General features: G+C 41.3%; 21 protein-coding genes and 1 riboswitch. All 21 genes read right to left on the bottom strand.

From position 1 onward, the window contains the following. Positions 1–14: 14 nt before the first annotated feature. Positions 15–731 carry an AAA family ATPase gene (locus A8805_RS09950; RefSeq protein WP_109710650.1) on the bottom strand — a complete coding sequence of 239 codons (717 nt, stop codon included), beginning with the start codon at positions 729–731 and terminating at the stop codon, positions 15–17. Between the two features lie 507 nt (positions 732–1238). Next, a complete protein-coding gene (lysS, locus tag A8805_RS09965; RefSeq protein ID WP_109711061.1) occupies positions 1239–3197 on the bottom strand; it encodes a lysine--tRNA ligase in 1959 nt (652 codons plus the stop codon). A 127-nt stretch (positions 3198–3324) separates the two neighbouring features. Then, on the bottom strand, positions 3325–3810 hold the full coding sequence (greA, locus tag A8805_RS09970) for a transcription elongation factor GreA (protein WP_109710653.1): 486 nt from the start codon (positions 3808–3810) through the stop codon (positions 3325–3327). Positions 3811–3966: 156 nt separating this feature from the next. Further along, on the bottom strand, positions 3967–4926 hold the full coding sequence (gene dusB / locus A8805_RS09975; protein ID WP_109710655.1) for a tRNA dihydrouridine synthase DusB: 960 nt from the start codon (positions 4924–4926) through the stop codon (positions 3967–3969). A gap of 13 nt (positions 4927–4939) precedes the next feature. Beyond that, positions 4940–5710 carry a type III pantothenate kinase gene (locus A8805_RS09980; RefSeq protein ID WP_109710658.1) on the bottom strand — a complete coding sequence of 257 codons (771 nt, stop codon included), beginning with the start codon at positions 5708–5710 and terminating at the stop codon, positions 4940–4942. Next, positions 5694–6035, bottom strand: coding sequence for a DUF6145 family protein (locus A8805_RS09985; RefSeq protein ID WP_109710660.1), 342 nt, complete (start codon positions 6033–6035; stop codon positions 5694–5696). The genes A8805_RS09980 and A8805_RS09985 overlap by 17 nt, the downstream gene beginning before the upstream one ends. A 139-nt stretch (positions 6036–6174) precedes the next feature. Then, entirely contained in the window at positions 6175–7155 is a 981-nt protein-coding gene (locus tag A8805_RS09990; RefSeq protein ID WP_109710663.1) for a biotin--[acetyl-CoA-carboxylase] ligase, read from the bottom strand. Between the two features lie 70 nt (positions 7156–7225). After that, entirely contained in the window at positions 7226–9319 is a 2094-nt protein-coding gene (gene argF, locus A8805_RS22985) for an ornithine carbamoyltransferase (RefSeq protein WP_109710665.1), read from the bottom strand. 186 nt (positions 9320–9505) lie between these two features. Next, complete coding sequence (locus A8805_RS10000) at positions 9506–10282, bottom strand: TrmH family RNA methyltransferase (protein WP_109710668.1); 777 nt, start codon at positions 10280–10282, stop codon at positions 9506–9508. Between the two features lie 25 nt (positions 10283–10307). Then, positions 10308–11000, bottom strand: coding sequence for a response regulator transcription factor (locus A8805_RS10005; protein ID WP_109710670.1), 693 nt, complete (start codon positions 10998–11000; stop codon positions 10308–10310). Next, a complete protein-coding gene (locus A8805_RS10010) occupies positions 10993–12048 on the bottom strand; it encodes a sensor histidine kinase (RefSeq protein WP_109710672.1) in 1056 nt (351 codons plus the stop codon). The genes A8805_RS10005 and A8805_RS10010 overlap by 8 nt, the downstream gene beginning before the upstream one ends. Positions 12049–12272: 224 nt before the next feature. Then, positions 12273–13460 (bottom strand): methionine adenosyltransferase, encoded by a 1188-nt coding sequence (gene metK / locus A8805_RS10015; RefSeq protein ID WP_109710674.1) that lies wholly within the window; start codon positions 13458–13460, stop codon positions 12273–12275. Positions 13461–13608: 148 nt separating this feature from the next. After that, a riboswitch (SAM riboswitch) is annotated at positions 13609–13706 on the bottom strand. A 90-nt stretch (positions 13707–13796) separates the two neighbouring features. Then, the gene (locus tag A8805_RS10020; protein WP_109710676.1) at positions 13797–14366 is read right to left on the bottom strand and encodes a GNAT family N-acetyltransferase; all 570 of its coding nucleotides are present in this window, start codon (positions 14364–14366) and stop codon (positions 13797–13799) included. A gap of 4 nt (positions 14367–14370) precedes the next feature. Further along, complete coding sequence (locus A8805_RS10025) at positions 14371–15882, bottom strand: CapA family protein (protein WP_242992331.1); 1512 nt, start codon at positions 15880–15882, stop codon at positions 14371–14373. A 229-nt stretch (positions 15883–16111) separates the two neighbouring features. Then, a complete protein-coding gene (locus tag A8805_RS10030; RefSeq protein ID WP_146199440.1) occupies positions 16112–17407 on the bottom strand; it encodes a DUF4874 domain-containing protein in 1296 nt (431 codons plus the stop codon). Between the two features lie 73 nt (positions 17408–17480). After that, the gene (locus A8805_RS10035) at positions 17481–18158 is read right to left on the bottom strand and encodes a DUF4956 domain-containing protein (RefSeq protein WP_109710680.1); all 678 of its coding nucleotides are present in this window, start codon (positions 18156–18158) and stop codon (positions 17481–17483) included. Then, positions 18155–18865, bottom strand: coding sequence for a polyphosphate polymerase domain-containing protein (locus A8805_RS10040; RefSeq protein ID WP_109710682.1), 711 nt, complete (start codon positions 18863–18865; stop codon positions 18155–18157). The genes A8805_RS10035 and A8805_RS10040 overlap by 4 nt, the downstream gene beginning before the upstream one ends. Before the next feature lie 10 nt (positions 18866–18875). Continuing rightward, a complete protein-coding gene (locus A8805_RS10045; RefSeq protein ID WP_109710684.1) occupies positions 18876–20624 on the bottom strand; it encodes a CotH kinase family protein in 1749 nt (582 codons plus the stop codon). A 17-nt stretch (positions 20625–20641) separates the two neighbouring features. Further along, entirely contained in the window at positions 20642–22021 is a 1380-nt protein-coding gene (pelG, locus tag A8805_RS10050) for an exopolysaccharide Pel transporter PelG (RefSeq protein WP_109710686.1), read from the bottom strand. Next, positions 22021–23439: a GT4 family glycosyltransferase PelF gene (gene pelF, locus A8805_RS10055; protein WP_109710688.1), complete on the bottom strand. Its 1419-nt coding sequence runs from the start codon at positions 23437–23439 to the stop codon at positions 22021–22023. Before pelF ends, pelG begins: the two co-directional genes overlap by 1 nt. Further along, the gene (locus tag A8805_RS10060) at positions 23439–25151 is read right to left on the bottom strand and encodes a DUF2194 domain-containing protein (protein ID WP_109710690.1); all 1713 of its coding nucleotides are present in this window, start codon (positions 25149–25151) and stop codon (positions 23439–23441) included. The genes pelF and A8805_RS10060 overlap by 1 nt, the downstream gene beginning before the upstream one ends.

Consider the following 25151-nt stretch of genomic DNA (forward strand, 5'->3'; position numbering starts at 1 on the left):
CGATATCTTTATACCTAATCTGTTAGTAATCTATCTAGCAATATCTTCCTATTGTTTATAAACATCTCTGTAATTTGGTAATTTTCCGTTTCCTCATACTCACATAAATGTATACTTCCATCATCAAAACAATATATATCTGCATCTGGAATACCTAATAAAATAGGAGAATGTGTAACTATAAAAAACTGTGCCCCTTTCTTTGCACATTTATATATTTCCATTAACAATGTAAGTTGTCTCTGCGGTGACAATGCTGCTTCTGGCTCATCAAAAAGATATAAACCATTAGCTTGTAAATTATTCTGTGCTAATGCTAAAAAACTCTCTCCATGTGACTTTTCATGATATTTAGCCGAAGGATGTGCCATATCTGCATATTCCTCTTCTTGTGTTGCAACATTATAAAAGCTTTCAGCTCTAAGAAAATATCCCCACTTTTCTTTTCGATATCCTTTGGAAATTCTTATCGCATTGCACAATTCTGAATGTGTATCATGAGTAGAAAAAACATAGTTTCTTGTTCCCCCCTCAGGATTAAAACCATGTGCTACAGCAAGTGCCTCCAACAAAGTTGATTTACCACTGCCATTTTCTCCAACAAAAAAAGTGATTGATTTATTGAAATCAAGTTTTTCAACACCTTTAAAAGCCTCTATTTTCTTTAAATAACTGTTGTTGTCAATTCTATTCCAATCGAATATTACCCCTTGTATGAATTGCTCGTTCATTCAATCACCTTCCTATAAAAAGAGTACCTAATCTATATCTTCTTGTCTTACGGACAAGAAGCGTCCCTCGCTCTAAAGAGATCGGTCAAATTCCGATTTATTTGTTATCATCATCTTTTTTATTTTTATTCAACCATGTAGCACCAAAACACAAAGAGGTTGAACCTAGACATAGATATATAACACCCATCCTAACATCACTAGTAAAATTTAATATAGCACTAACGTAGAAAAGCAAAGACATTATAAAATATAATAATGCTGTTATTTTGTTTCTTTTCATCATGTGCACTCCTTCAAATTCCGATTTGTATTTCTGTTTGTTTTAAAAATGGGCAACTCCGATTGGAATTGCCCACTCATTGCTCTAATTATGCGATTTTTTCTTGCTTGCACCGATTTCTGCATCAATTGATGTAAGTTTGATGTAAATCGCTGTTTTTTTAGTTTTTTATCAAATGAAGTACATCCCGTCTATTCGGTAAAACGGTACATCTTTACATCATCTTAATAGAGCTTTGCACCTGCTGGAATGTGGTCATCAACCATCAGAAGATGGAGCTTTTCTTCGCCTTCTTCTTCGTGGATAGCACTGAGGAGCATACCGCAAGAGTCAATGCCCATCATAGCTCTCGGTGGAAGATTTGTGATAGCAATAAGAGTCTTTCCAACCAGTTCTTCCGGCTCATAAAAGCTATGAATACCGCTTAAAATGGTTCTGTCTGTGCCTGTTCCGTCATCAAGCGTAAACTGTAACAGTTTCTTTGACTTCGGTACTGCAACACACTCTTTAACCTTTACAGCTCTGAAATCTGACTTGCTGAATGTATCAAAATCAACTTCTTCCTCGAATAAAGGCTCAATCTTTACATTAGAGAAATCAATTTTTTCCGGCTCTGCTTTCATTTCTTCGGCAGCCTGATTTTTTACATCATTTTTCTTATTTACATCACCGAGTGACTTCATTGTCGGGAACAACAATACATCCCGAATAGCCGCCGAGTCTGTCAGCAGCATACACATTCTGTCAATCCCAAATCCAATTCCGCCTGTAGGGGGCATACCAACTTCCAGTGCATTCAGGAAGTCTTCATCTGTTGTGTTTGCCTCTTCATCTCCCTGTGCCAGCAGTGCTTCCTGTGCCTTAAAGCGTTCTCTCTGGTCAATGGGGTCATTCAGCTCGGAGTAAGCATTTGCCATCTCCCAGCCATTCATAAAGAACTCGAAACGTTCTACATATTCCGGATTCTCCGGTTTTTTCTTTGTCAGCGGAGAAATCTCTATAGGATGGTCCATAACAAAAGTCGGCTGAATCAAGTGTTCCTCCACATATTCTTCAAAGAACAGGCTCAGGATATCTCCCTTTTCATGTCTCTTTTCAAATTCAACACCTTTTTCCTTTGCCAGTGCTTTTGCTTCTTCCGTGGTTTTAATTTCATTGAAATCAATACCTGCATATTTTTTCACGGCATCGACCATTGTAATTCTTTCAAATGGTTTGCCTAAATCCATTTCAATACCATTATAAACAATCGTAGTAGTTCCCAGTACTTCCTGAGCTACATGGCGGTACAGGTTCTCTGTCAGATCCATCATGCCATGATAATCGGTATATGCCTGATACAGCTCCATTAATGTGAACTCTGGGTTATGTCTTGTGTCAAGTCCCTCATTGCGGAATACTCGTCCAATTTCATACACACGTTCCATGCCGCCTACAATCAGTCTCTTCAGGTACAATTCCAAAGAGATGCGAAGCTTAAAGTCTTCATCCAGGGCATTAAAATGTGTTTCAAAAGGTCTTGCCGCAGCACCGCCGGCATTACTTACCAGCATAGGTGTCTCGACTTCCATAAATCCATCGTTGTCCAGATATCTTCTGATAGCACTCAGGATTTTAGAACGCTTGATAAATGTATCCTTTACTTCAGGATTCATAATCAAGTCTACATATCTCTGACGGTAACGGATATCTGTATTTGTCAGCCCATGAAATTTCTCAGGCAGTATCTGCAGGCTCTTGGAAAGCAATTTAACAGAAGCTGCATGGATAGACATCTCACCCGTCTTGGTGCGGAATACCTCACCTACAATTCCTACAATATCTCCTACGTCCATTTTCTTGAATTCTTTGTAGGCATCTTCTCCAATGCTGTCCCTTGCCACGTAAGACTGAATGTTTCCTTTCAGGTCCTGGACATTACAGAAGGATGCTTTTCCCATGACACGCTTGGACATCATACGTCCGGCAATGGATACTTCCTTTCCTTCCAGTTCCTCAAAATGGTCTTTCAGTTCCTGGCTATGATGTGTCTGCTCATACTTCGTGATTACAAAAGGATCTTTTCCGTCTTTCTGTAATTCTGCCAGCTTTTCACGGCGGACCTTTCTCAACTGATTCAGATCTGGTTCCTGTGTATTTTTCTGCTGTGTGTTCTTCTCATTATTTTTCTGCTGCTCCGACACTATTTCTCTCCTTCCTGCTTTAACAGCTAAGGTCCGGTATTTTCCAAACCTTAGCTGCAAAGTAATCCTGCCTCCTTTGGCAAAGTTCTTTCCTGCCTAAGTAACATGATAGATATTTCTGCAATTATTACATGGCACGGCTGATTTCAAGCACCTTATACTGAATCTGCCCTGCCTGTGTTTCTACATCTACTAATTCTCCGGTTTTTTTGCCAAGCAGTGCCTGACCTACTGGAGATTCATTGGAAATCTTACCTTCCAGGCTGTTAGCCTCAGTTGAGCCAACAATTTTAAATTCCATTTCCTCATCAAATGTTACATCAAATACCTTTACTTTACATCCCACATTAATCTTATCAAAATCTACTTCATCCTCAACTACTACTTCTACATTTTTAAGGATATTTTCCAGCTCTTCTATGCGGGTCTCAATATCACGCTGCTCATCCTTAGCTGCATCATACTCTGCATTCTCTGATAAGTCCCCTTGTTCTCTCGCTTCCTTAATTTTCGCAGCGACCTCTTTTCGTTTGATTACCTTCAGATTCTCTAACTCATCTTCCAGTGATTTCAAACCTGCATAAGTAAGTAATCTTTTCTTTGCTTCTGCCATTATTAATTGCTCCTTTTCTTTTCTTTGCTTCCCCTTATCTCCCGTATCTCAGCCTTCTATAAATAACAAGTAGTTTTCCTCTTAATAAATGCCTGTAAGCCCTGTTTCCGTCTTGTTTAAATTTATATTTCACAATTTCAATATTATAACTAATACCTATAATGATGTCAAGATATTTTCAAGCCCTTCATAAGACTCTACCTTATTAATCTCATCCCTCAGCCGGGCAGCGCCATGAAGTCCCTTTACATACCACGCTACATGTTTTCTCATCTCCCGGATTCCCATATATTCGCCTTTATATTCAAGCTGGAGCCGTGCATGCCGCAGCATGGTTTTTTTAATCTCCTCGAGGGTTGGCCTGGGCGGAAGCTCCCCTGTCTGTTCATATGCTGTCAATTCAGAAAAAATCCACGGGTTTCCCTGGGCGCCCCGGGCTATCATAACGCCATCACAGCCGGTCTGCTCCTGCATGGCAATTGCTCTTTCCCCGGATGTCACATCGCCATTTCCAATAACCGGAATAGATACCGCCTCCTTTACCTGACGGATAATCTCCCAATCCGCCCTGCCGGAATAATACTGCTCTCTTGTCCTCCCGTGGACTGCTACGGCGGCCGCCCCAGCTTCTTCGATAATCTTAGCAATTTCTACTGCATTGACCTGCTCATCATTAAAACCCTTTCTAATTTTTACCGTTACGGGCTTTTCAATGGCTTTTACTACGGCACTGACCAATTCATAGACCAGCCTGGGATTTTTCATAAGTGCTGAGCCTTCACCGTTTCTCACCACTTTAGGGACTGGACATCCCATGTTGATATCTAAAAATGTGAAAGGGCGCTCTTCTATTCTTTTTGCCATTTCACTGAGAATTTTCGGCTCAGAGCCAAAGAACTGCAGCGACGCGGGCATTTCCTCAGGATGAATTTTCAGAAGACTTTCTGTATTTTTATTATGATACATAATTCCTTTGGCGCTGACCATTTCCATGCAAACAAGTCCTGCTCCCTGCTCCTTACACAACAAGCGAAATGGCAGGTCTGTTACTCCTGCCATGGGTCCTAGTATATAAGAATTCTCAAGTTCAATATTACCAATTCTCAATCGTTTCATGCCTATTATCTCACTATTTTTTATTTTTATGATAAATCAGACGAAGTCCGTCCAATGTCAGGTCTGGTCTGTATATATCAATACTGTTTGTCTCCTGGGCAATAATCTTTCCAAGCCCGCCTGTAGCTACCACAGTAGCATTTTTATAGCCGGATTCTTCTTTCATTTTACCCACAATATATTCTGTCTGTCCTATCGCCCCATATACAAGTCCGGCCTGCATACTGGATACTGTTTCTTTTGCAAGTATGAATTTCGGCTTCTTAATCTGAATTGCCGGGAGCATGGCTGCTCCGCCCCAGAGGGAACGGGCGGCAGTCTCAATACCGGGTGCTGTAATCCCTGCCTCAAAGGTGCCATTGGGGCCGATTAAATCATAGGTCGTTGCGGTTCCAAAATCTACCACAATCACAGGACCTCCATAAAGCTCATATCCTGCCACAGCATCCACAATACGGTCCGGACCGATTTCCTTGGGATTCTCTGTTACAATCCGGATTCCGGTTTTAATGCCGGAAGACACAACAAGAGGATTCACTTTCACATACTTGATAATCCCGTTTATGAGAGAGTGCATGATGTCCGGCACTACAGAAGCTATAATCACTGCATCCATATCACAGGCTTGTATGTCACGGTGTTCCAGAATTCCACAGATGGCAAAGCCATACTCATCCGAAGTACGCGGCTGCTTCGTTGTCATACGGAAGGTTCCGACAAGCTTGTCCTTATTGAAGACACCCAGTGTTATATTGGTATTTCCAACATCAATCGTCAGTAACATCTATATCCTCCCCTAAATAAAACGCTCTGTAGAACAATTCCAACGCCTCAAACAATTCCGTCTTTGTGCGCTGAAGTTCCTTAATTTTCAGGACACTTCCAATCTCATCAAAGGTAAAATCATCTTCCTCATGTTCCACCCGCAGCTCCAGAGCGCCTTCTTCATTATATACCACCATCAGCACTCCCCCTACATCTTCTGTGTATAACACACACATAATCTGCAGATCCTGCCTGATACCCTCAGGGAGCATGTCAAACTCAGGATTTAAATAATATTTCTGTTCATAAGAATTGGCGGCACAAAGCACAACTTCCTCTTCCATTTATTATCCTTTCCAAAGAGACCTTCCAAACAGTTTTCCAAACGAACTTTTCAAAGGGGACAGTCCCTTTTGAATGGGGTCTGACCCTTTTGAAAAGGGACTGTCCCTTTTGAATGTCATTTTCTGAATATTCTTAAAACTATACATACCCATACACTCCCCGCACGGAAACTTCACCGGCGAGGACTGCTTCGATTTCTCCATTGTCCCGGCGTACCAGTAATTCACCTTTTTCATTGATTCCCAGTGCATAGGCTGCATATCCTTCCTTCACTCCTAGTATCCGTACTTCTTTTTCCCGGTTTATGAGCAGGCTGTTGTATTTCTCCTGCATCTGCCCCAGGCCCTGGGTCTCTATAAATAATTGGTAATTTTTTTCAAACTCTTTCATAATAGAAGCAATAATTTCGCTCCGCCTTATGATACGGCCTGTCTCCAGACGGAGGGACGTTGCTTTTTCCTTTAATTCTTCCGGCAGCCGTTCTGTATTTACATTGATTCCCACGCCTATTACAACGTGATTTATATAGTCCATTTCCGTACTCATTTCCGTCAGAATACCAGCCAGCTTTTTCCCGTTCAGAACAATATCATTTGGCCATTTTATCTGAACGTCCAGACCTGTACACTCTTTCAGGCTGTCCGCCGCGCTTAATGCCATCACCAGCGTAAGCATGGGAGCTTTTACAGGAGCCATTTCGGGTCTGAGGACAATGGACATGTATATGCTGACACCCGGGGGCGATTCCCATGTTCTTCCCCGTCTTCCCCGGCCTGCATTTTGCTGTCCGGCGACAATCAAAGTTCCGTGGGGGGCACCTTCTTCTCCCAGTTGTTTTGCACGGATATTCGTAGAGTCTATCTGATCAAAATAATAGATTGTCTGACCGGCCCACGCCGTATCTATCATGCTGGACAGCTCCTCTTTCGTCAGGATATCCGGACTTTCTATAATGCGATACCCCCGGTTCCGCACAGCCTCAACCTGGTAGCCTTTTTCTTTCAGCCCGTTGACTGCTTTCCATACTGCTGTTCTGGAGACACCCAGTTTTTCACATAACTCCTGACCGGATACATAACCGTCACTTTCCCGCAGCATCTTTAATATGTCCGCCTTCAATTCACCACCTCAGCTCATGAAAAACGTTCAAAAGGGTCAGACCCTTTTGAACATCGTTTTCAGAATATTCTTAAAATTCCCCTAAAGTTGCTGCCATCACTGCCTTGATGGTATGCATCCTGTTTTCTGCTTCATCAAATACTTTGGACTGTTCGGACTCGAATACTTCGTCTGTCACTTCCATATCTTCAATTCCGAATCTTTCTCCCATCTCTTTCCCGATTGTTGTCTTTAAATCGTGGAATGCAGGGAGGCAGTGCAGGAAGATAGCATCTTCTCCTGCATTGTCCATGATGTCTTTTGTCACTTTATATGGAGTGAGTTCTTTAATTCGTTTTTCCCATACTTCATCCGGCTCACCCATGGATACCCATACATCGGTACAAATGACATCTGCATCCTTTGTTCCTGCTTTTACATCTTCTGTTAATGTGATTGTTCCACCGGATTTTTCTGCGTATCCTTTACAGGTCTCTATAAGCTCTTTGTTTGGAAAATACTTTTCTACTGTACATGCTACAAAGTGCATTCCCATCTTGGAGCATGCTACCATCAGGGAGTTACCCATATTATACCTCGCATCTCCCATATATACTAATTTTAGGCCTTTTAATTTGCCGAAATGTTCCCGGATTGTGAGAAGGTCTGCCAGCATCTGAGTCGGATGATACTCATTTGTCAAACCATTCCATACGGGAACACCTGCATATTTAGCCAGCTCTTCCACAATCTCCTGCCCAAAACCACGGTATTCAATACCATCGTACATCCTGCCCAATACTCTCGCAGTATCCTCAATACTCTCTTTCTTTCCGATTTGGGAGCCGCTTGGATCCAGGTATGTGGTTCCCATTCCCAGGTCGTGTGCCGCTACTTCAAATGCGCAGCGTGTTCTGGTACTTGCTTTCTCAAAAATAAGAGCCACATTTTTACCTCTGTAGTTATCTACAGGCACTCCGTTTTTCTTTTTTTCCTTGAATTCTGCGGATAAATCAAGCAGATACATAATTTCTTCCGGTGTAAAGTCCTTCAGTGTCAAAAAGTTTCTTCCTTTTAAGTTCATGTTGTTTTCCCTTCCTATATTCATTAGTATATGTGTAAACCTGGGCAGATGGATTTTATCCGCCAGTTCTTCATATCGCCCGGTTGTCAGGTCTATTAATTCATCTACTGTATATATCTGATACTTTGGAATACGCAGCTGCTTCGCACTGGCCTCCAGCATGGCCATATACAAATCTTTTTCCGTAAATGTCAGCGGCAGCTTCAGGACAAATGCCATCTCAGCTTTTTCTATATCAGTAACATCGGCTAACTGCTCTTGGAACCATGGTTCATGGTGCGTCTGTTCCAGATAATAAATAAAGCCTTCCAGTCCATATATCACTCTTTTAGCATCGTAATATCCAATTTTCAAATTCTGCCGGCTTCTTTTGCCTTCAAACTCAATAATACTCCCCAGTCCTACCCTGGGGCCAATCTGGTACTTCACTCCACCTTCAGGCATCTTTACACGAGGTTCTCTGCCCGGCCCGTATATGCGGATCTCAATAATATCTGTGTATCCCCGCTTTACCAGGGACTTTAACGGGACATTATTAAATATACCGCCGTCAATGTAGCGTTTTCCATCCAGTTTTTCATTTTTAAATCCCAGCAGATAGGAACTTGCCAGCAGAAAATTTTCCAGCATCATCTCGGGAATGTCATTTAGACCTAAATCCAGTTCTTTAAAATCTGTCAGAGAAAAGGTCAGAAGACAGAGTTCCTTTCCAGAACAACGGATTTTGTCTTCATCAATCACCTCGTGAATCATTTCCCGCAGCGGTGTAATATCCACGCCTCCGTCGGACAGTTTCTTCCAGATCTCGGCAATTACTTCCGTGAACTTATTTTCCCGGTTGAACAGACGCTCCATCCAGTCATCATCCACATCCATAACTTTGGAAAATGTCATTTCACTCCAGATCTTCTCCGCATTCTCCACATCATCCATACAAATAAGGGCCCCATTTAAAGCACCTACAGAGGTTCCTGCTACTGCATTGATCTTTACCCCTGCTTCTTTCAGCGCCTTCCATGCACCAATCTGATATGCGCCTCTGGCGCCTCCACCATCCAATACAATTCCATATTCTTTCGATAAGTCCAGTACTGGTTCCATACACTCACCTCAATTTATGATAGTATACTATATTTCTGCATAAAAATGCAACTTTATAAAAACGTTTCTGCCCGAATTTATTAAAAAATTTGCATGACTGAACTGTAACTAAAAACAGAAACAGCTTCCTATAACGGTCATGATCCGTATAAGAAGCTTCTCCTTTTATCTGCTATTGTAATTGATCTACTGCCGTCTCTGCCTGCTTACCTCAAACATCAATATCCCTGCAGCCATAGCCGCGTTTAATGATTCAGCCTGCCCTGACATGGGAATACGAACCCAGATATCAGCGCATTTTGCAACCTCGGGGCGCAGACCATTTCCTTCATTTCCAATTAAAAACGCTGTCCCCTGGAGGTAATTTTCCTGGTCATAGGTATTCTTGCCTTCCAAATGGGCGGCATAGACATGAATTCCGCTCTTTTTTAATATGCCGATTGTCTCCGGCAAATTATCCTGATAGAGAAAAGGCATCCGGTAGATTGCTCCCATAGTGGAGCGTATAGTCTTAGGATTGTATAAATCTACACAATCCCCACTCATCAGTATCCCGGTGGCTCCTGCGGTTTCCGCGGTCCTGAAAATTGTCCCCATATTTCCCGGGTCCTGTATATTATCTAAGACCAGTATATGCGGATTTTCCCTTTCTATTATATCCTCCAGCTTATAATTCATTTGCCGGATAACGCCCAAAATTCCCTGAGGGGTTTTTGTATCGGATACATAGGCAAACACAGTGTCCGTCAGCACCTCCGGCTGAATATCCGCCTTGTGCAGCTCTTCCTTGTGCTTCTTGTAATAAGTTTCGGATACATACAGCTTCACCAGCGCTTCCTTCGGCGTTTCTCCAACCATGCGGCTTCCCTCAGCAATAAAGAGGCCCTCCTGGTTTCTTGACTTACTTTTTTTCTGAAGCTGCAGCAGTTCCTTTACTTTTTGATTGCTGGTACTTGTAATCATCCATCTACACCCCTGTTTCCTTCACTTATACCTTAAACCGGTATCCCACTCCCCAAATCGTCTCAATATATTGTGGATGAGAGGTGTCATATTCTATCTTCTCGCGGATCTTTTTAATATGAACGGTTACAGTCGCAATATCTCCAATAGATTCCATATCCCAGATTTCCTGGAACAGCTCTTCCTTTGTATATACATGATTCGGGTGTCCTGCAAGAAAAGTCAGCAAATCAAACTCTTTGGTGGTAAATGACCTCTCCTCTCCATTGACCCATACCCGCCTTGCTGTGGTATCTATTTTCAGTCCCCGGATTTCTATAATTTCATTTTCTTCCACATTACTTCCAATCAGACGCTCATACCTTGCCAAATGTGCTTTAACACGTGCTACAAGTTCACTTGGACTGAATGGCTTTGTCATATAGTCATCTGCACCTAATCCCAGTCCCCGGATTTTATCAATATCATCCTTCTTCGCGGAAACCATAATAATTGGTGTGTTTTTCTGGTCACGCACCTGACGGCAAATATCAAACCCATCAACTCCCGGAAGCATTAGATCCAGAATAATCAGATCATAATCCTCTTCCAGAGCCTCCTTGAGCCCCATTTCCCCATCATTCGCCACTGACACTACAAAATCGCTGAGCTCCAAATAATCCTTTTCCAGGTCAGCGATACTTTCTTCATCTTCGATGATCAAGATTTTCTTACTCATCCAACGGTACCTCCTGATATTTTCTAACTACTAAATACATTATTGTTCCAGCCCCATCCTCACTTGCCGCCCAAATCTTACCTCCGTGTTCTTCAACGATTTTCTTGACGATAGAAAGCCCGATACCACTTCCGCCTTTTGAAGAATTTCGTGAAGCATCCGTTCGGTAAAACCGATCAAAAATAAACGGCAAATCTTTTGCATTAATTCCTTTTCCATTATCTCCAAGCTCTACCTGGATAAAATCCCCCACATCTCTCAAATTCATTGTAACCTTCCCTTTTGGTTTATCCATATATTTCAGGGAATTTGTCACAATATTGTTGATCACACGCCTAAGCTGCTCCGGGTCCACGATTACTTTTGAATCTGCCTCCACATAATTGCGATATGCAAATTCTACCCCCTTCGCCTCCAGCTCCAGAGATAAATCCTCCGCACAATCCCCAAAATACTGCTTTGCAGAAATGGTTGTAAAATTATAAGGAATACGGTTCGTATCAATTTTAGAATACAGCGTCAGCTCATTAATGAGCAAATCCATCTCATTAGCCTTATTGTATATTGTTTTGATGTATCTGTCCATCTTTTCCGGTGTATCTGCAACACCGTCCATGATTCCCTCTACATAACCTTTAATCGCAGTAATCGGAGTCTTCAGGTCATGAGAAATATTACTGATTAATTCCTTATTCTCTCTATCATATACAATTTTTTCTTCCGCATTCGCTTTTAACCGCAGACGCATTTCCTCAAAGTCCTGACAAAGCTGTCCAATCTCATCATCGGTTTCACTTTTTATCTCAAAATCAAGGTTCCCCTCCTTAATATTCCTAGCTGCCCTTTGCAGCTTCGCCAGCGGCACAGACACCGTCCTGTAAATCCAGTAAACTAGAATTGCTGCTGTAAAGAAAACAATCATCAGGTATAACTGCTGGAACTCTCCGCCTCCCCGCCCGACGAAGGTATGCATTGCAATTGTGGTAAAAATTGTGGGCAGTATCATCACCGCCATAAATGCAATCACCAATTTCGTTTTAAGCTTCATGATATACTCCTTTCATAAAGGAGCCGCGAGAGACAACGCAAAAGGGACAGTCCCTTTCGCAAAGGGGACTGTCCCTTTTGCGTTCCTTTTTCTGAATTTTCTGAATCTTTTGAATTTCCTAAAAAAGACAGACACCAACAGGTGCCTGTCTTTATTTTTATTAACGCACCTGCTATCGTATTAAAGCAGATGCTCGGAATCCGCTTTAATGCTTCATCCTAATTTTACAGATATTTTTTCAATGCGTCAACTTTATCTAACTTTTCCCATGGTAAATTTAAGTCATTGCGTCCAAAATGTCCGTATGCCGCTGTTTGCTTGTAAATGGGACGGCGCAGATCCAGCATTTTTATAATGCCTGCCGGGCGCAGGTCAAAGTTCTCGCGGATGATTTCTACCAGTTTATCTTCTGAAATTTTCCCTGTGCCGAAGGTATCAACCATGATAGAGGTGGGCTGTGCCACTCCGATGGCATAGGATAATTGTATTTCACATTTTCGGGCCAGACCTGCTGCTACGATATTTTTTGCGGCATAGCGGGCCGCATAGGCTGCGGAGCGGTCTACCTTGGTGCAGTCTTTTCCAGAAAATGCGCCGCCGCCGTGGCGTGCGGTTCCGCCGTATGTGTCTACGATAATCTTACGTCCTGTAAGTCCGCTGTCACCATGAGGTCCGCCGATAACGAAGCGTCCTGTGGGATTAATGAAAAATTTCGTGTTATTATCCACCATCTCTGCCGGTATGATTTCATCAAATACATGTTTTTTGATGTCCGCGTGGATCTGTTCCTGAGTTGTCTCCGGGTCGTGCTGTGTGGAAAGCACCACTGCTTCCAGTCTCTTCGGAACTCCATTTTCATCATATTCCACAGTCACCTGAGTTTTTCCGTCAGGACGGAGGTAAGATAATGTTCCATCTTTTCTGACTTTTGTGAGCTGTCTTGCAAGCTTATGAGCCATGGCAACCGGGTATGGCATATATTCTTCTGTCTCGTCGGAAGCATATCCAAACATCATACCCTGATCCCCGGCTCCAATAGACTCTATCTCATGGTCTGACATTTTGTTTTCCTTAGCTTCCAGAGCCTTATCAACTCCCAATGCAATATCCACAGACTGCTCATCAATGGCAGTAATCACACCACAGGTATCCGCATCAAATCCGTATTTCCCTCTCGTATAGCCTATCTCACGTACTGTGCTGCGTACAATTTTTTGAATATCCACATACGCTTTCGTCGTAATCTCTCCCATTACCATCACAAGTCCAGTTGTTGTGCACGTCTCACATGCCACACGGCTCATAGGGTCTTCTTCCAGCAGTGCATCCAAAATAGCATCTGATATCTGATCGCACATTTTATCCGGATGTCCTTCTGTTACTGATTCTGATGTAAAAAATAATTTTTCCATACAATCTCTCCTTTTAAGATGTCGGGATTGCTTTTTTCCGCAATCCAAATCAGCTCTTTCTCTCTGGAACTGTCTTCTATAATGAATCTACAAAAACATAAAGAAAACAGTCCACAAAAGCGGACTGTTTATATATCATAAATCAATCCTCTTATCGTTCGATTACTCGCTCAGGTTGGCACCTTCCTTTGTAGGGGTTGCCGCAGCTTCACAGGTCCTTTGTACCTCCACTGCTCTGAATAAGAGAAAGCTTGCTTTGTTAAATTGTTCTTAGTTCACTAGCAACTTTACACTGTATTATCAAAAAAGTCAATATACATCATGCCACATTTGAAATTAATTCCACAACTTTTCCATGTCCAGATTACCGGCAGGTATCACCGGAAGCGGATCTACCTCATGGCTGCCCAGCATCTTTTCCATCCACACCATATCATACCATACACCTGATTTATACCCGCATTTATGAAAATGAGCCACTGTTTTATAGCCCAGCTTTTCATGAAAAGCAATACTTTCAGGATGAGGATACGCAATGCAGGCATTCAGATTTAAAATATGCTGTGCCTCAAGAATCCCCTCCAGCTTCTCATACAATTTTCTTCCGATTCCGCCGCCCTTATATTCCCGTCTCAGGTAAATTGTAGTTTCCACCGACCAGTCATAAGCATCCCGGTTCTTAAATGCAGAAGCATAGCAATATCCCACAATCTGCCCGTCTCTTTCCGCCACAAGATAGGGAAACCGTTTCATGATACTGAGCATCCTGTCCTGAAATTCCTCCAGACTGGGGGGACAATATTCAAATGAAATAGCTGAATCTGTGACATAAGGTATATAAATATCCAATATTTCTTCTGCATCCTCCAAAACTGCCATACGGATTGTAACTTCGTTGTGTTCCATCTTCTCACCTCGTAATTTCTTTAAATACACCCTTGCTGTCAATTTTCAAGTTGGGTGAAAGTTCTTCAAAAAACTCGTAAAATTCTGCCTGTTCTTCCTTATCCTCGATATACTGGGTTGTATATCCGGTTTGCAGGCAGGGCACAAAGGACATCTCGTCCAATCCCTTTGTATTGATATCCAGTTTCAAAAGTCCCGTATATTTTGTCTCATCATTAAACCAGAAATCTCCCATACTGTAAATAACCGGTTTACCGTCCATGTATTCCATCCCCTGGAGCACATGAGGATGGCCTCCAACTACAATATCGGCCCCAACTTCCAGAAATTCCTTCCCCATATCGTGCTGATAATCTGCATAATCATTTGTATCTTCGTCACCCCAATGAATATAAGCAATCAGGTAATCACACTGCCCTGCAGCTTCCTGAATCACCTTATTATACTCTGCAGTATCATAAGCCTCCAGCACCCCCGGAGAATCCTCCTCAGCCTTAGGTGTATAGTATACAATCTCCGCATTTGTTGCCGCAACAAAGCCAATCTTAATGCCGTTCACTACAAAATAAATGGGACGCTCCGCCTCTTCACTATTCCGTCCGCCTCCCACATATGGGATCTTTGCCTCATCCAGAAGGTCCATGGTATCCATCATGGCATCCTCTCCATAATCATAAACATGGTTATTCGCCAGAGATACTAAATCCGTCCCCATTTCTTCCAAAAGTCCCATCCGCTCCGGCTTTGCCCGGAATGTATATAGCTTTCCTTCCAGAGGTTCCCCCCTGTCGCTGATACAATACTCATGATTTAGGTAAAAGATATCTGCATCATTGGACATTTTCAGAACCTCCGGAGAAATACACTCCGACAAATCATTCACTGTATCATAATGGTCCAGTACAAATCCATCCTCCGCAAAGCAAAGATCTCCCGCAATCACCACTTCGGCAGGCTCACCTGCCTTTCCGTCTTTCAGGTAAATTCCCTGCTCCTCAGCCTTCCCGGCATCATCCAGATACCCTCTGTACCTGTCATAAACAACATGCATCGTCTCTCCGACTGCTGCATAAATATCGTCCGCCGAAAGCTTCCCGTCTTTGGACTCCCGCAAAATAACCTTCTTCTCCTTAGGATAAGCCTTCATAAACCAGGAAGCAAAAGAGCCCTCCTCTTTCTCCCCGATATCCGCGGAAGCCTCAATTGCCGCCCCGCCCGTATCCCCTTTCGAGGCCACAATATCGGAAGTCCCTCCCCGCTCTTTCAAAAAATTCTCATAGCAAGCCTGTACAGCTTCTACTCCAAGCTTTAACTCCGCCTCCTGCTGCTTCCTGATTCCATGCTGTTTAATCCCCCGGACGCTGAGCCCTGTTATAAGCACAACAAGAAAAACTGCACTGCACATGCACAGTACAATCCGTCTCCTGCGCCGGACCAGCCTAATGCGGCGCATCTGCCTTCTACGTCTCGCAATTAACCGCCTGCGCATTTCCTCATCATATCTGTTAGTCTCCAAGCTCCCGACCTCCTCGCCCCTCTATGTCTCAATTCCATCAGACGAACCTCATCACACACCTCTTTAACATTAGCCGTTGAAGAAGTATAGCATATATCAAAACCATTACACACCTCATCCCAAAAGTCAATCCTAAATTCGCCTATTTTCTACAACCTTTTCAGATTATTTAACAATATAATAAAAATAATAAGCCCGGCCAGAACCGGGCTTTAGAAAGCATATTCTTTTATTTCTTTAAATGGTCTTTAAACTGAGTCAAGAATTCTATTCTGCCCTGCTCATCGATTACTAAAATATAATTAACCCCCTCTTCAAAAGAGAAGTCCGAATTAGCAATTTCTACACAATCTTCCGGCGCAATGAACTGCTGCCTGCCATCATAAATTTGAATCCCTATCCTTGAGACATCATTCTTATTTACATCTCTAAAATCGAAAACCAAATCTTGTTCCCCAGTATTTCCCATGGATAGAAATTCTTCTAATACAGGCTGGTACCCCACCATCCCATCACGGTATTCTATAACCCATTGAGCCTGATAACCATCTTCAATGGGCGCAAATCCCTTGTTTGTTATTTTAAGTTTTATCTGCTGAAGGTCTTTAAGAAACGGTAATTCACCTATCTTTCGAGGGACTTTCACCTCTTTAACAAAGTATCGGTATCCTAATCTTTTTTCAATATAGGTATACCCGTTTTCTCCTTCTAAAGTCTCCTCTCTCCAACTTTGCAGCACTTCCTTATTATACTTCGCATTCAGATAGGAAACTTTTAATTCTCCAAACTCTTTTGCAGCATTTGAGGCGCCTGAAAAGGAATTAAGCTCCGGCATCTCGCCCCCATTTATACCTGTTTTAATAGCGCTGTTTATATATTGAAGTTCTTCTTCCCTTGTATAATCCAAATCATCATAAGTTCCGAGATCTGACTCCGAGGCAAGCAGTCCATCATTATGAAACCCCATCCGGCTAATATCAAGCCCGGCCTTCTGCGCATCCCTGAGAAATCTAGGCCGCCTTACATTGATAATAATTGATGAATCATACTCTTCCAACAACTTTTGAAGCAGCCTGTTTCTGTATTCCCTCTTTTCTTCCTCTTCTCCCGACAAATAGATGCTGCTGTGCCACTCCCCCCAGGGACCTAAAAATCCTGCCTGTGTACATAAAATCACATCTTTATTGGCATTGATGACATCAGCAATCTGCTCTACATGCTCTTCTAGCTGCACAAAGGAACCGGCATCGTTGTGCCCACTATCTTCAAACCCATACGCCGGCCTTACAATTGCCTTCATATGATAATTTCTGATTTCATCGAGCACATCGTCCAGTTCCTTAAGCTTTTTATCATCAATCCTGTCATCCGTATATTCTGCAATATCATAAGCAACCAGCACAAGGCGGTATCCCTCCTCATGGAGTTCTTCCACCCGCCCCAGCTTGTTGCTTTTTATTTGTACATAAAAACCACGAGATGGATTCCTTAAATCTTCTTTCTGTTTTGTATACTGTTTTTTCATTTGGACCACACCTAATATGTAAAATAAGAATAGTATAACTCCAATAATACAAATGACTACAGAAACTTTCTTTTTATTCACTATAATCTCCCGTAAACTCTACTACTACTGCACTGTCTACTCCTTCCGTCGCAGCCAGATCTGTGACAAATGCTGTGTTATCTACATTCAGTCTGACTTCATAGGTAACTTCTGTAATATCTTTTGTTGTTGTTCTGTTTTTTAACACCTTTTGTAAGCCGTCAATAATACGTGCAATGGAACTCACCACTTCTCCGTCTTCCGTCTGATGGTATCTGATAATTAACAAATATACACGTTTTTTGTTTCGTATTTTTACCAGCACTATGTAGACTAATGCAATAGACAACGTTGCAATCAGTGATATCAAATAAAGCCCTGCACCACAGGTAACTCCAACTGCAACTGACCAAAACAGGAATCCCACATCCAGGGGATCTTTCACTGCGGAACGGAAACGTACGATAGAAAGCGCACCTACCATACCCAAAGAAAGAACTACATTGGAGCTAATGACAATTACAATAAAACAGGTCACCATACTCGTCATAACAAGAAGAATATTGAAGTTATTGTTGTAAATGACTCCCTTGTAAAAGTTGCGGTATATAAAATACACAATCATTCCGCATAAAAATGCGGCTATCAGAGACATAAAAAATCCTGATGTTGTAAGGTTCCCAGTCTCCTGCAAAAATCCTTTTTTAAAAATATCTGAAAAAGTTGTCATTTGTGTTTCACCATCTTTCTATTTAATCTGCACATTACGTATTTGGAGATTGCACACCTATCCGTCATTGCCGTTTGAATTATGCTTAAAATATGCACCGGAATATAGTCATCATATTTCACTTCCATAATCAGTAAATCCTGGGGCAGGACACGGTGTGCAACATATGCATCAGAGAACATATCTAACGTCCCTGCAGATGCCTCCAATTCCTTATCAAAGGTAACCCGTACATTTCCTAAAGGCGAAATATATGCCTCTCTTAAATAGTCTACGACTACCGTAGGTTTCATCAGCCTTGTCCGATTGTAGCAGAATAATTCCTGACACACCTTTTCAGGCCTTTTCAACAGGAATCCATACTCCCCTGACAGAATGGAATCATATTCTGCCCGTGTAAGTCCAGCTCCCTGCTTTGCTATGTAATTATCGTATTTGTATTTACATTCCAACCGTATTACACGGTCGCTGGAATTATAACACCGGATACGAAATTTTTTTCGAAAGCGGACACCAGCCAATTTCTGCTCCATTGCCGAACTATACATATCGTCAAAGTACAAGCTGCTTATCTTATACCCTTCTTCGTCCGGCATATGAGGGTCCACTTGTATTACCGTTTTTAGCCGCTGCCTCAATTCATGGTATATATGATAGTTAATATAATACTTCAATTCATGACGGAGCAGCTGATTGTCATATCTCATAGTCTCCTCCTTATTCTATTGTAAATTCCAATACACCATGTTCATAAATGAATGTTGCTCCGGCAAATTCATAATGCTCCAGCGATACCTGTTCGTTTCCTTCACTATCTACCGCAAACACTTTTAGATAATACGTACCCGGCGCCAGATTAATGTCAGCATCTATTCCATTTTCTACAATATTATCAGCCTCATATAAAATGTCCTTCATATAATAGTCATTTGCCAGTTGTACTTTATATGTAACCGTACGCCCCTGATAAGAATAGGAAATATCCCATGCTAAATGAATACTGCCGTCTTCGTTTCTCGTCGGCTGGGATACGAACATAGGAGATGGATATTGAAATGCCGTAACAAATTCATTGTAATTTATTTCAATTGCATCATTAAAACCATTGATATATGGAATTAACTTATCAATCGGTACTTTGCTTCTGAGTAATCCTACATCTGGATTCATCCACATGGTCTTTTCTACAACAGGAATATAGCCGTTGGTCCATTCTGCTACTTTATTTTCCGTAAAATATGTATCCATCAATTCCGTCATTTTTGCCTGTAACTTTTCCAGATTACCCGGAATCCTCAAATATCTGCGGTGCAATACTACCTGAGTTAGTTTTTGGCCTCCCCGCTGACTGATAACAACGCTGTTGGTCTGCTCTTCTATATAGTCCATATTAGAGTCAAAATCCCAGGGTATAAAATACCAGGTATTTGAATTAGTGGGACTGTACAAGATGAAGTTATGATTTAAAATATCTTCTGCTCCCACCAGCAGGTTAAATGCAAGCCATGTCAAATAATTTTCCTCATTGAAATATTTATTAAAAATAGTTTGAAAATCCTGTGTCTCATCATTGACATCCTTTACCATCTGTATAATCTTCTTGTGGTTTGTCCCTTCACGAATTGTCAGCACTTCTTCAAATAACTCCCGTGAATACTCAGGATCATCTACATCCTTTAGATTCTCTGACAAATTAAAACTGAAATTTCTTGCCTTATACATTTCACCGTCGCTGCTTAGTCCTCTGGCCTCTAAAAAAGATTTATTTGGCTGTTCAATATGGGTAAATAGTCCATAATATTCAAACTTCTGTTCTTCTTTCGGCACTGAGGTGTCCCGAATCCACACTCGCATAAAGTTTGTCCGGTAGCTTACCATATTATCCATTTCTGCCAGTACATCTGTGCAGAATTTAGTAGTCACCTTGCTGATGTCCTCTGAATGCTTGTTCAAATTCAAAATGGACTGTCCCTCAAACTCCGTTGCCTCTTCATTCATTTTTATTTTATAGCTTTTATACAAATCTCCCCGGGATGAATTTCCGCGCACCCGAATTGTAGCATTCCTCTGATCCAGACTCAAAAGGGGATCTAGTTGTCCGTTCTCTTTCAAAATCTGAATATTGCAGTTCAGAGTCGGGTTATAAGTATGATCCCTGGAAACATGTTTTCCAAATGCAGAGAAATCAATCATTTGTCCAGTTTCATCCTTTGTGGGAAAGACACTGATATACACATCATGAATGGAATTATCCGGTCCATCTCCGTAAATAGATTTATCTTCCTCTATAGGACGTCCATTCATATCACTTTCGTCTACAGTCCAGTCTTCCAGAGAGTTTTTAGCTTTAGATACCTTTTGTTCCACGGGTATTCTGGATTTTACATAAAGTACTGCAAACACAAGGAACGCTGCAACCACCAATATATATAACACCAGAAGTCCCCTATTCTTTTTTTTCAACATAGTTCAAGTTCCCCTTTCTAGCGGCTGAGCAAGTATGCATTCAGATTATTCAGCCTTTTCCTTAGTAAGATGAAGCTTAAAATCCATCCAATGATTCCGCCCACTATCAGCGGCACCGGGTAAAAAGGATCTCCGATTCCAGCACATATGAACGCTCCCAGGGTTACGATACCAAGAAACACACACGGTGGAATGCAGGCTCCCATGTGATCTTCAAAATAGTACAGAAAAATCACTGTAAAATACATACAGAGCACACAATAAAGTCCCATCGCCAGAAGCATGAAAATATTCAATACCTGCAGGCTCACTCCCAAATAAGGGAAGAACACATTTGCCAGACAAACCAATACGATTACAATAATAAGCTGGACCTCATAAATAAAGAACAACTGAAGCTTAATCGTATTTTCCATCCGCTCTTTTTCTTTTACAATCAGCTCATAGGTTCCCCGGTTTAAAGCTGACAGATAAGAAATATATTTCTCATAAAATGCTGACTCCGTCTTCACAACAAAAATAACAAGTGCAGATAAATTTACAAGAATCGCAAGAAACATTGCCAAATCATAATTTGGCGCCGTCCTAAAAATACTCACCTTTATACTTAAATCAGACAATACCCAGTAGATAATATTAGTAATATAAAAACCAAGCATATAAGTGAAACCACTTATCATCAGTTTTGGAAATCTGCGGAAGTAGCTTAAAAATTCAAAGTATTTATCACTTGGCTTTCCAAATGCCTTGATACACCAGTACACTAAAAAGACATTCGTTAATAAGAATGCTATAACCAGTACTGTATATATTGCCATAATCAACTGCATCTCAAAAACCTTGTAAAATAAAAGAAAACATGGCACGGAGATAAGCAGTCCTACAAAATACGATAGTGTTATTTCTTTGTATTGTTTCAATGCCGATATAAACGTTATGATATTATACGCATTGGTAGCTAAAATTCCCAGAAGATAATACACCAATAGAAATTCCAAAGGTACTTCGTCCCGTACATACATCAGGATGCAAAATACAAGCATTACAATTCCGGTAATAATACTGCCCATTGTCATAGTTCCGAACAATGCGGCTCCCAAATCCTCTTCCTTCTTTTCAAACACCTTATCCGAAATATAGCGGGATAAAATCGTGTTAAAAAGAGCCGCCGCCAAAATTGCGGTCATAAATACATAAGTAAAAGAAGAGATAAAAAACATGCTTTGCAGTTCCCCTGCCCCAAAATGGGACAAGGCAAATCTTACTGCAAACAGTAGCAAAATAAATATTATAGAAGGACCAATAGTAGTCATTGTGGCATAAATGCTTCCCCACACCTGGGATGCAAGTGTCCGGCGTCCAAATATTTTTCTTAATTCAAATCCTATACCTGCCATTACGGTTCCCCTCCCATCTCTTCATATAGTTCACGATATTCTTTTAGAAAATCTACTTTCCTGTAATATGTATTAATACGCTCCTTTCCCGCCTTCCCCATCCTTCTTCTGGCTTCCGGATGATTATAACAATAGACAACAGCATCTGCTATTGCATCACAGTCCATAATTGGTACAACGATTCCAGCTCTTCCAAAGTCATCATCATCCTCACCTTCCAGCAGCCCTCTGCAGTTCCCCACATTGGTGCATACATATGGTATTCCTGCTGCCATTCCCTCTAACACAGCTAAAGGCTGGCCCTCACTAATGCTGGTAAGAAGAAGGATATCTGCTTCTGCCAGATATTCCTTAACATTTACCTGCCCCAGAAATGTAATTCCCTGGATATTCAGATGCTCAATCAACTGACGGCACTCTTCATAATATTCCTTATTTTCGTCATAGCTTCCCATAATATAAAGCCTTGCCTCTGGCACCTGTTCTCTTATATTGTCAAAACTAAGAATCATTGTTTTTATATCCTTGATAGGCACTACCCGCAGTACCGCGGCTATATTAAATTCATTCTCGTTAAAATGATGGTTAGACTTCAAATTTCCAAACCCATCAGGATCCACTCCGTTGGGAATAATCCGAATCTTCTCTTCCGGGCATCCAAGCTCCACCTGTAATGTCTTATTCACATCAAACAAGCTGGTAACGCACTGGGCCTGATGATAGGAAATTAAAGAAAGCTTTTTAAAAAACTCAATCCACAACTCTTTAAAATCACCTTCCACCCAGTTAGAACGGATAATGTCTTCTTCCCGCTCCCGGGTGTAAATACCATGCTCCGATAAAATAAATGGTTTTCCTGTGATGTAAGAGGCCGCACTTCCCAGAATCCCTGCGTATCCGGTAGATACAGCATGGTAGATATCTGCCTTGATGATGTCTCCCGAGAGAATATCCATAAGAGGAAAGTACATACTGCGAAAACTCCACAGATACTGGCTGAATACCTTCTTACTATCCTTTCTCTCGTATTCTTCCAGACATATGTTATGAAAATCTTCACTCATCAAAATCGGTATCAGCTTTTTTCTATACGCCTTAATAAATTCCAGCGTATGTTTCCAGTTAATCTGGTCCACTGTTCCCGTAATCAGGTTTTTTAATATCTCCTTTTCCTGAGGGGGAAGTTTTACTTTTTTATAGGAACCCTGAAAAGTGTCATCTCCTAAATAAATGGTTTTTACTTCCTTTATATTAGCTGAAAGCTGATATTTATACTCCGACATTTCTTCCCTGGTTGTTGCAATGGCCCAGATTCTAAATTCGATATCCTTAAATTCCTTACATATCATTTGCACCCAGCTAGATACTCCGCCCGATACATAAGGGTAACTGCCTTCACAAATCAAACATATTTTCATTACCTCACCTCATGTTCCAATTGAATGATTGCTTCCTTTTCGTGCAACTTCAACATATACCATCCCTTGCTGATTTCTTCATATGCTGCTCCGTCAATCTCTTTAACCCTTCCTTTTGTCTGGTACAGAAATGTCTGTCCATCCAGAAAAGAATCTGCCTGGATCACAATAGTATCTTCCGTCTTTTTCCAAGTATATGTAAGACTTAAATAACTGTTTATTATATTTTGAGTCTCTTTTAATACGGCCTCTTCCAAATAGTCCGTATTTCTCAATATTTCTGTTTCAAACAGTCCTAATTGCTTTTGGTAATCGTCCCATACCGGATTGTTCTTATTCATATCTACCAGCATGTTGATATCTATTGCATGTGAAAGATATCCATAGGATGCAAGAACAGATGTAATTGACATCAGTCCTCCATTTTCCATATCGGCACCAGAGGTCGCCTTTGGAAATACCCAGAACTCTGTGTCTATAGCCATCCTTTCGTTCTCATTATCTTGACTTAAATTACCCCTGACAGCCTGTACGCTGCCTCCCAATTCTTTAACTGCATCCGGCACCGCGCTGTCCGTCATCATAACCAGGCTTACGATATCATAATTCTCAAAACTTTTTTTGAATCTTTCGATAAACTGTGTATTCTGGTAATATGAACCTGATCCTTTATAGTTTGATGCATAAGCCAGTTCTCCGTCAAACTTCAGAGCTGCTCTCCCCATCATTTGGAATAGAGAACGGTTGATATCCAAGAATTCATCTTTGGATGATAATGCCAATACACTTGAGGTATATTTCACATCATTTCTCAATGCCATCCCCTGAAATACAGGCCATATAACATCCCGTACAAAGGATTCTGTATTTCTTCCATATAGTTCCATAGAAACCTTGTCATTAATATGAGTAACCATGGGGAAGTTATCCAGATAAACACTTTTCGTCCCGATTACCGGATATATAAAATCTTCCAGCAATTGGCCAAGACCGCTTGTCAAAAATCCCATATTCTCTATCCGGTCCAGAAGTGTTGCATTAATAACCAGCGATTCCCCCTTTCCATAGGGATAGGAATATACAATCGGCACACCTTTCTCTTTTTCTTTTACATAAATCTCTGCCTGGTCATTTATGCGGATAAATGAAGAAGCAGAAAACCCATCGTATGTCATTTCTGTTCTTTGTACCGGGAAAAACCCATCACGGAACACATATTCTGTATGGGCTCCTTTTATCGATTTTTCTACAATACCTAATACAGGATTTAAATAAGCATCTTCATATCCTTCTGCCAATCCTGCAGCAAATACTGCTTTTCCTCCATTTTCAAGAAATGCTGATACTTCCTGCAGGTTGGCGTGGGTATTTATAACATCATCACAGAAAATAAGTACTGACTCCCCGGCGCGCATTTCATCTGTGCCGATGGTATCCCTGATACTATAAGAAACTTTCATGTCTTTCATCATCTTCTCTACATTTTTAAAGATATCTTTATAAACATTTTTTTCTCTGTCACCAATTATGTAAAATATAGGTTCTTGTGATTTGTCAACTTTTTCGCCTTGTATCAGTTCCTCCACCGAATCAACTTCGTTCCACACACTAACCGCCGTAGTCTTATTTTCATTCAGATTGTATATCATGAAAATTGCACATATACCAAGTACAATCAGAATTACATAACACAAACGTTTAACAGACAGCAT

The organism is Faecalicatena contorta (genome assembly GCF_003149105.1).
Lineage (GTDB): Bacteria > Bacillota > Clostridia > Lachnospirales > Lachnospiraceae > Muricomes > Muricomes contortus_C.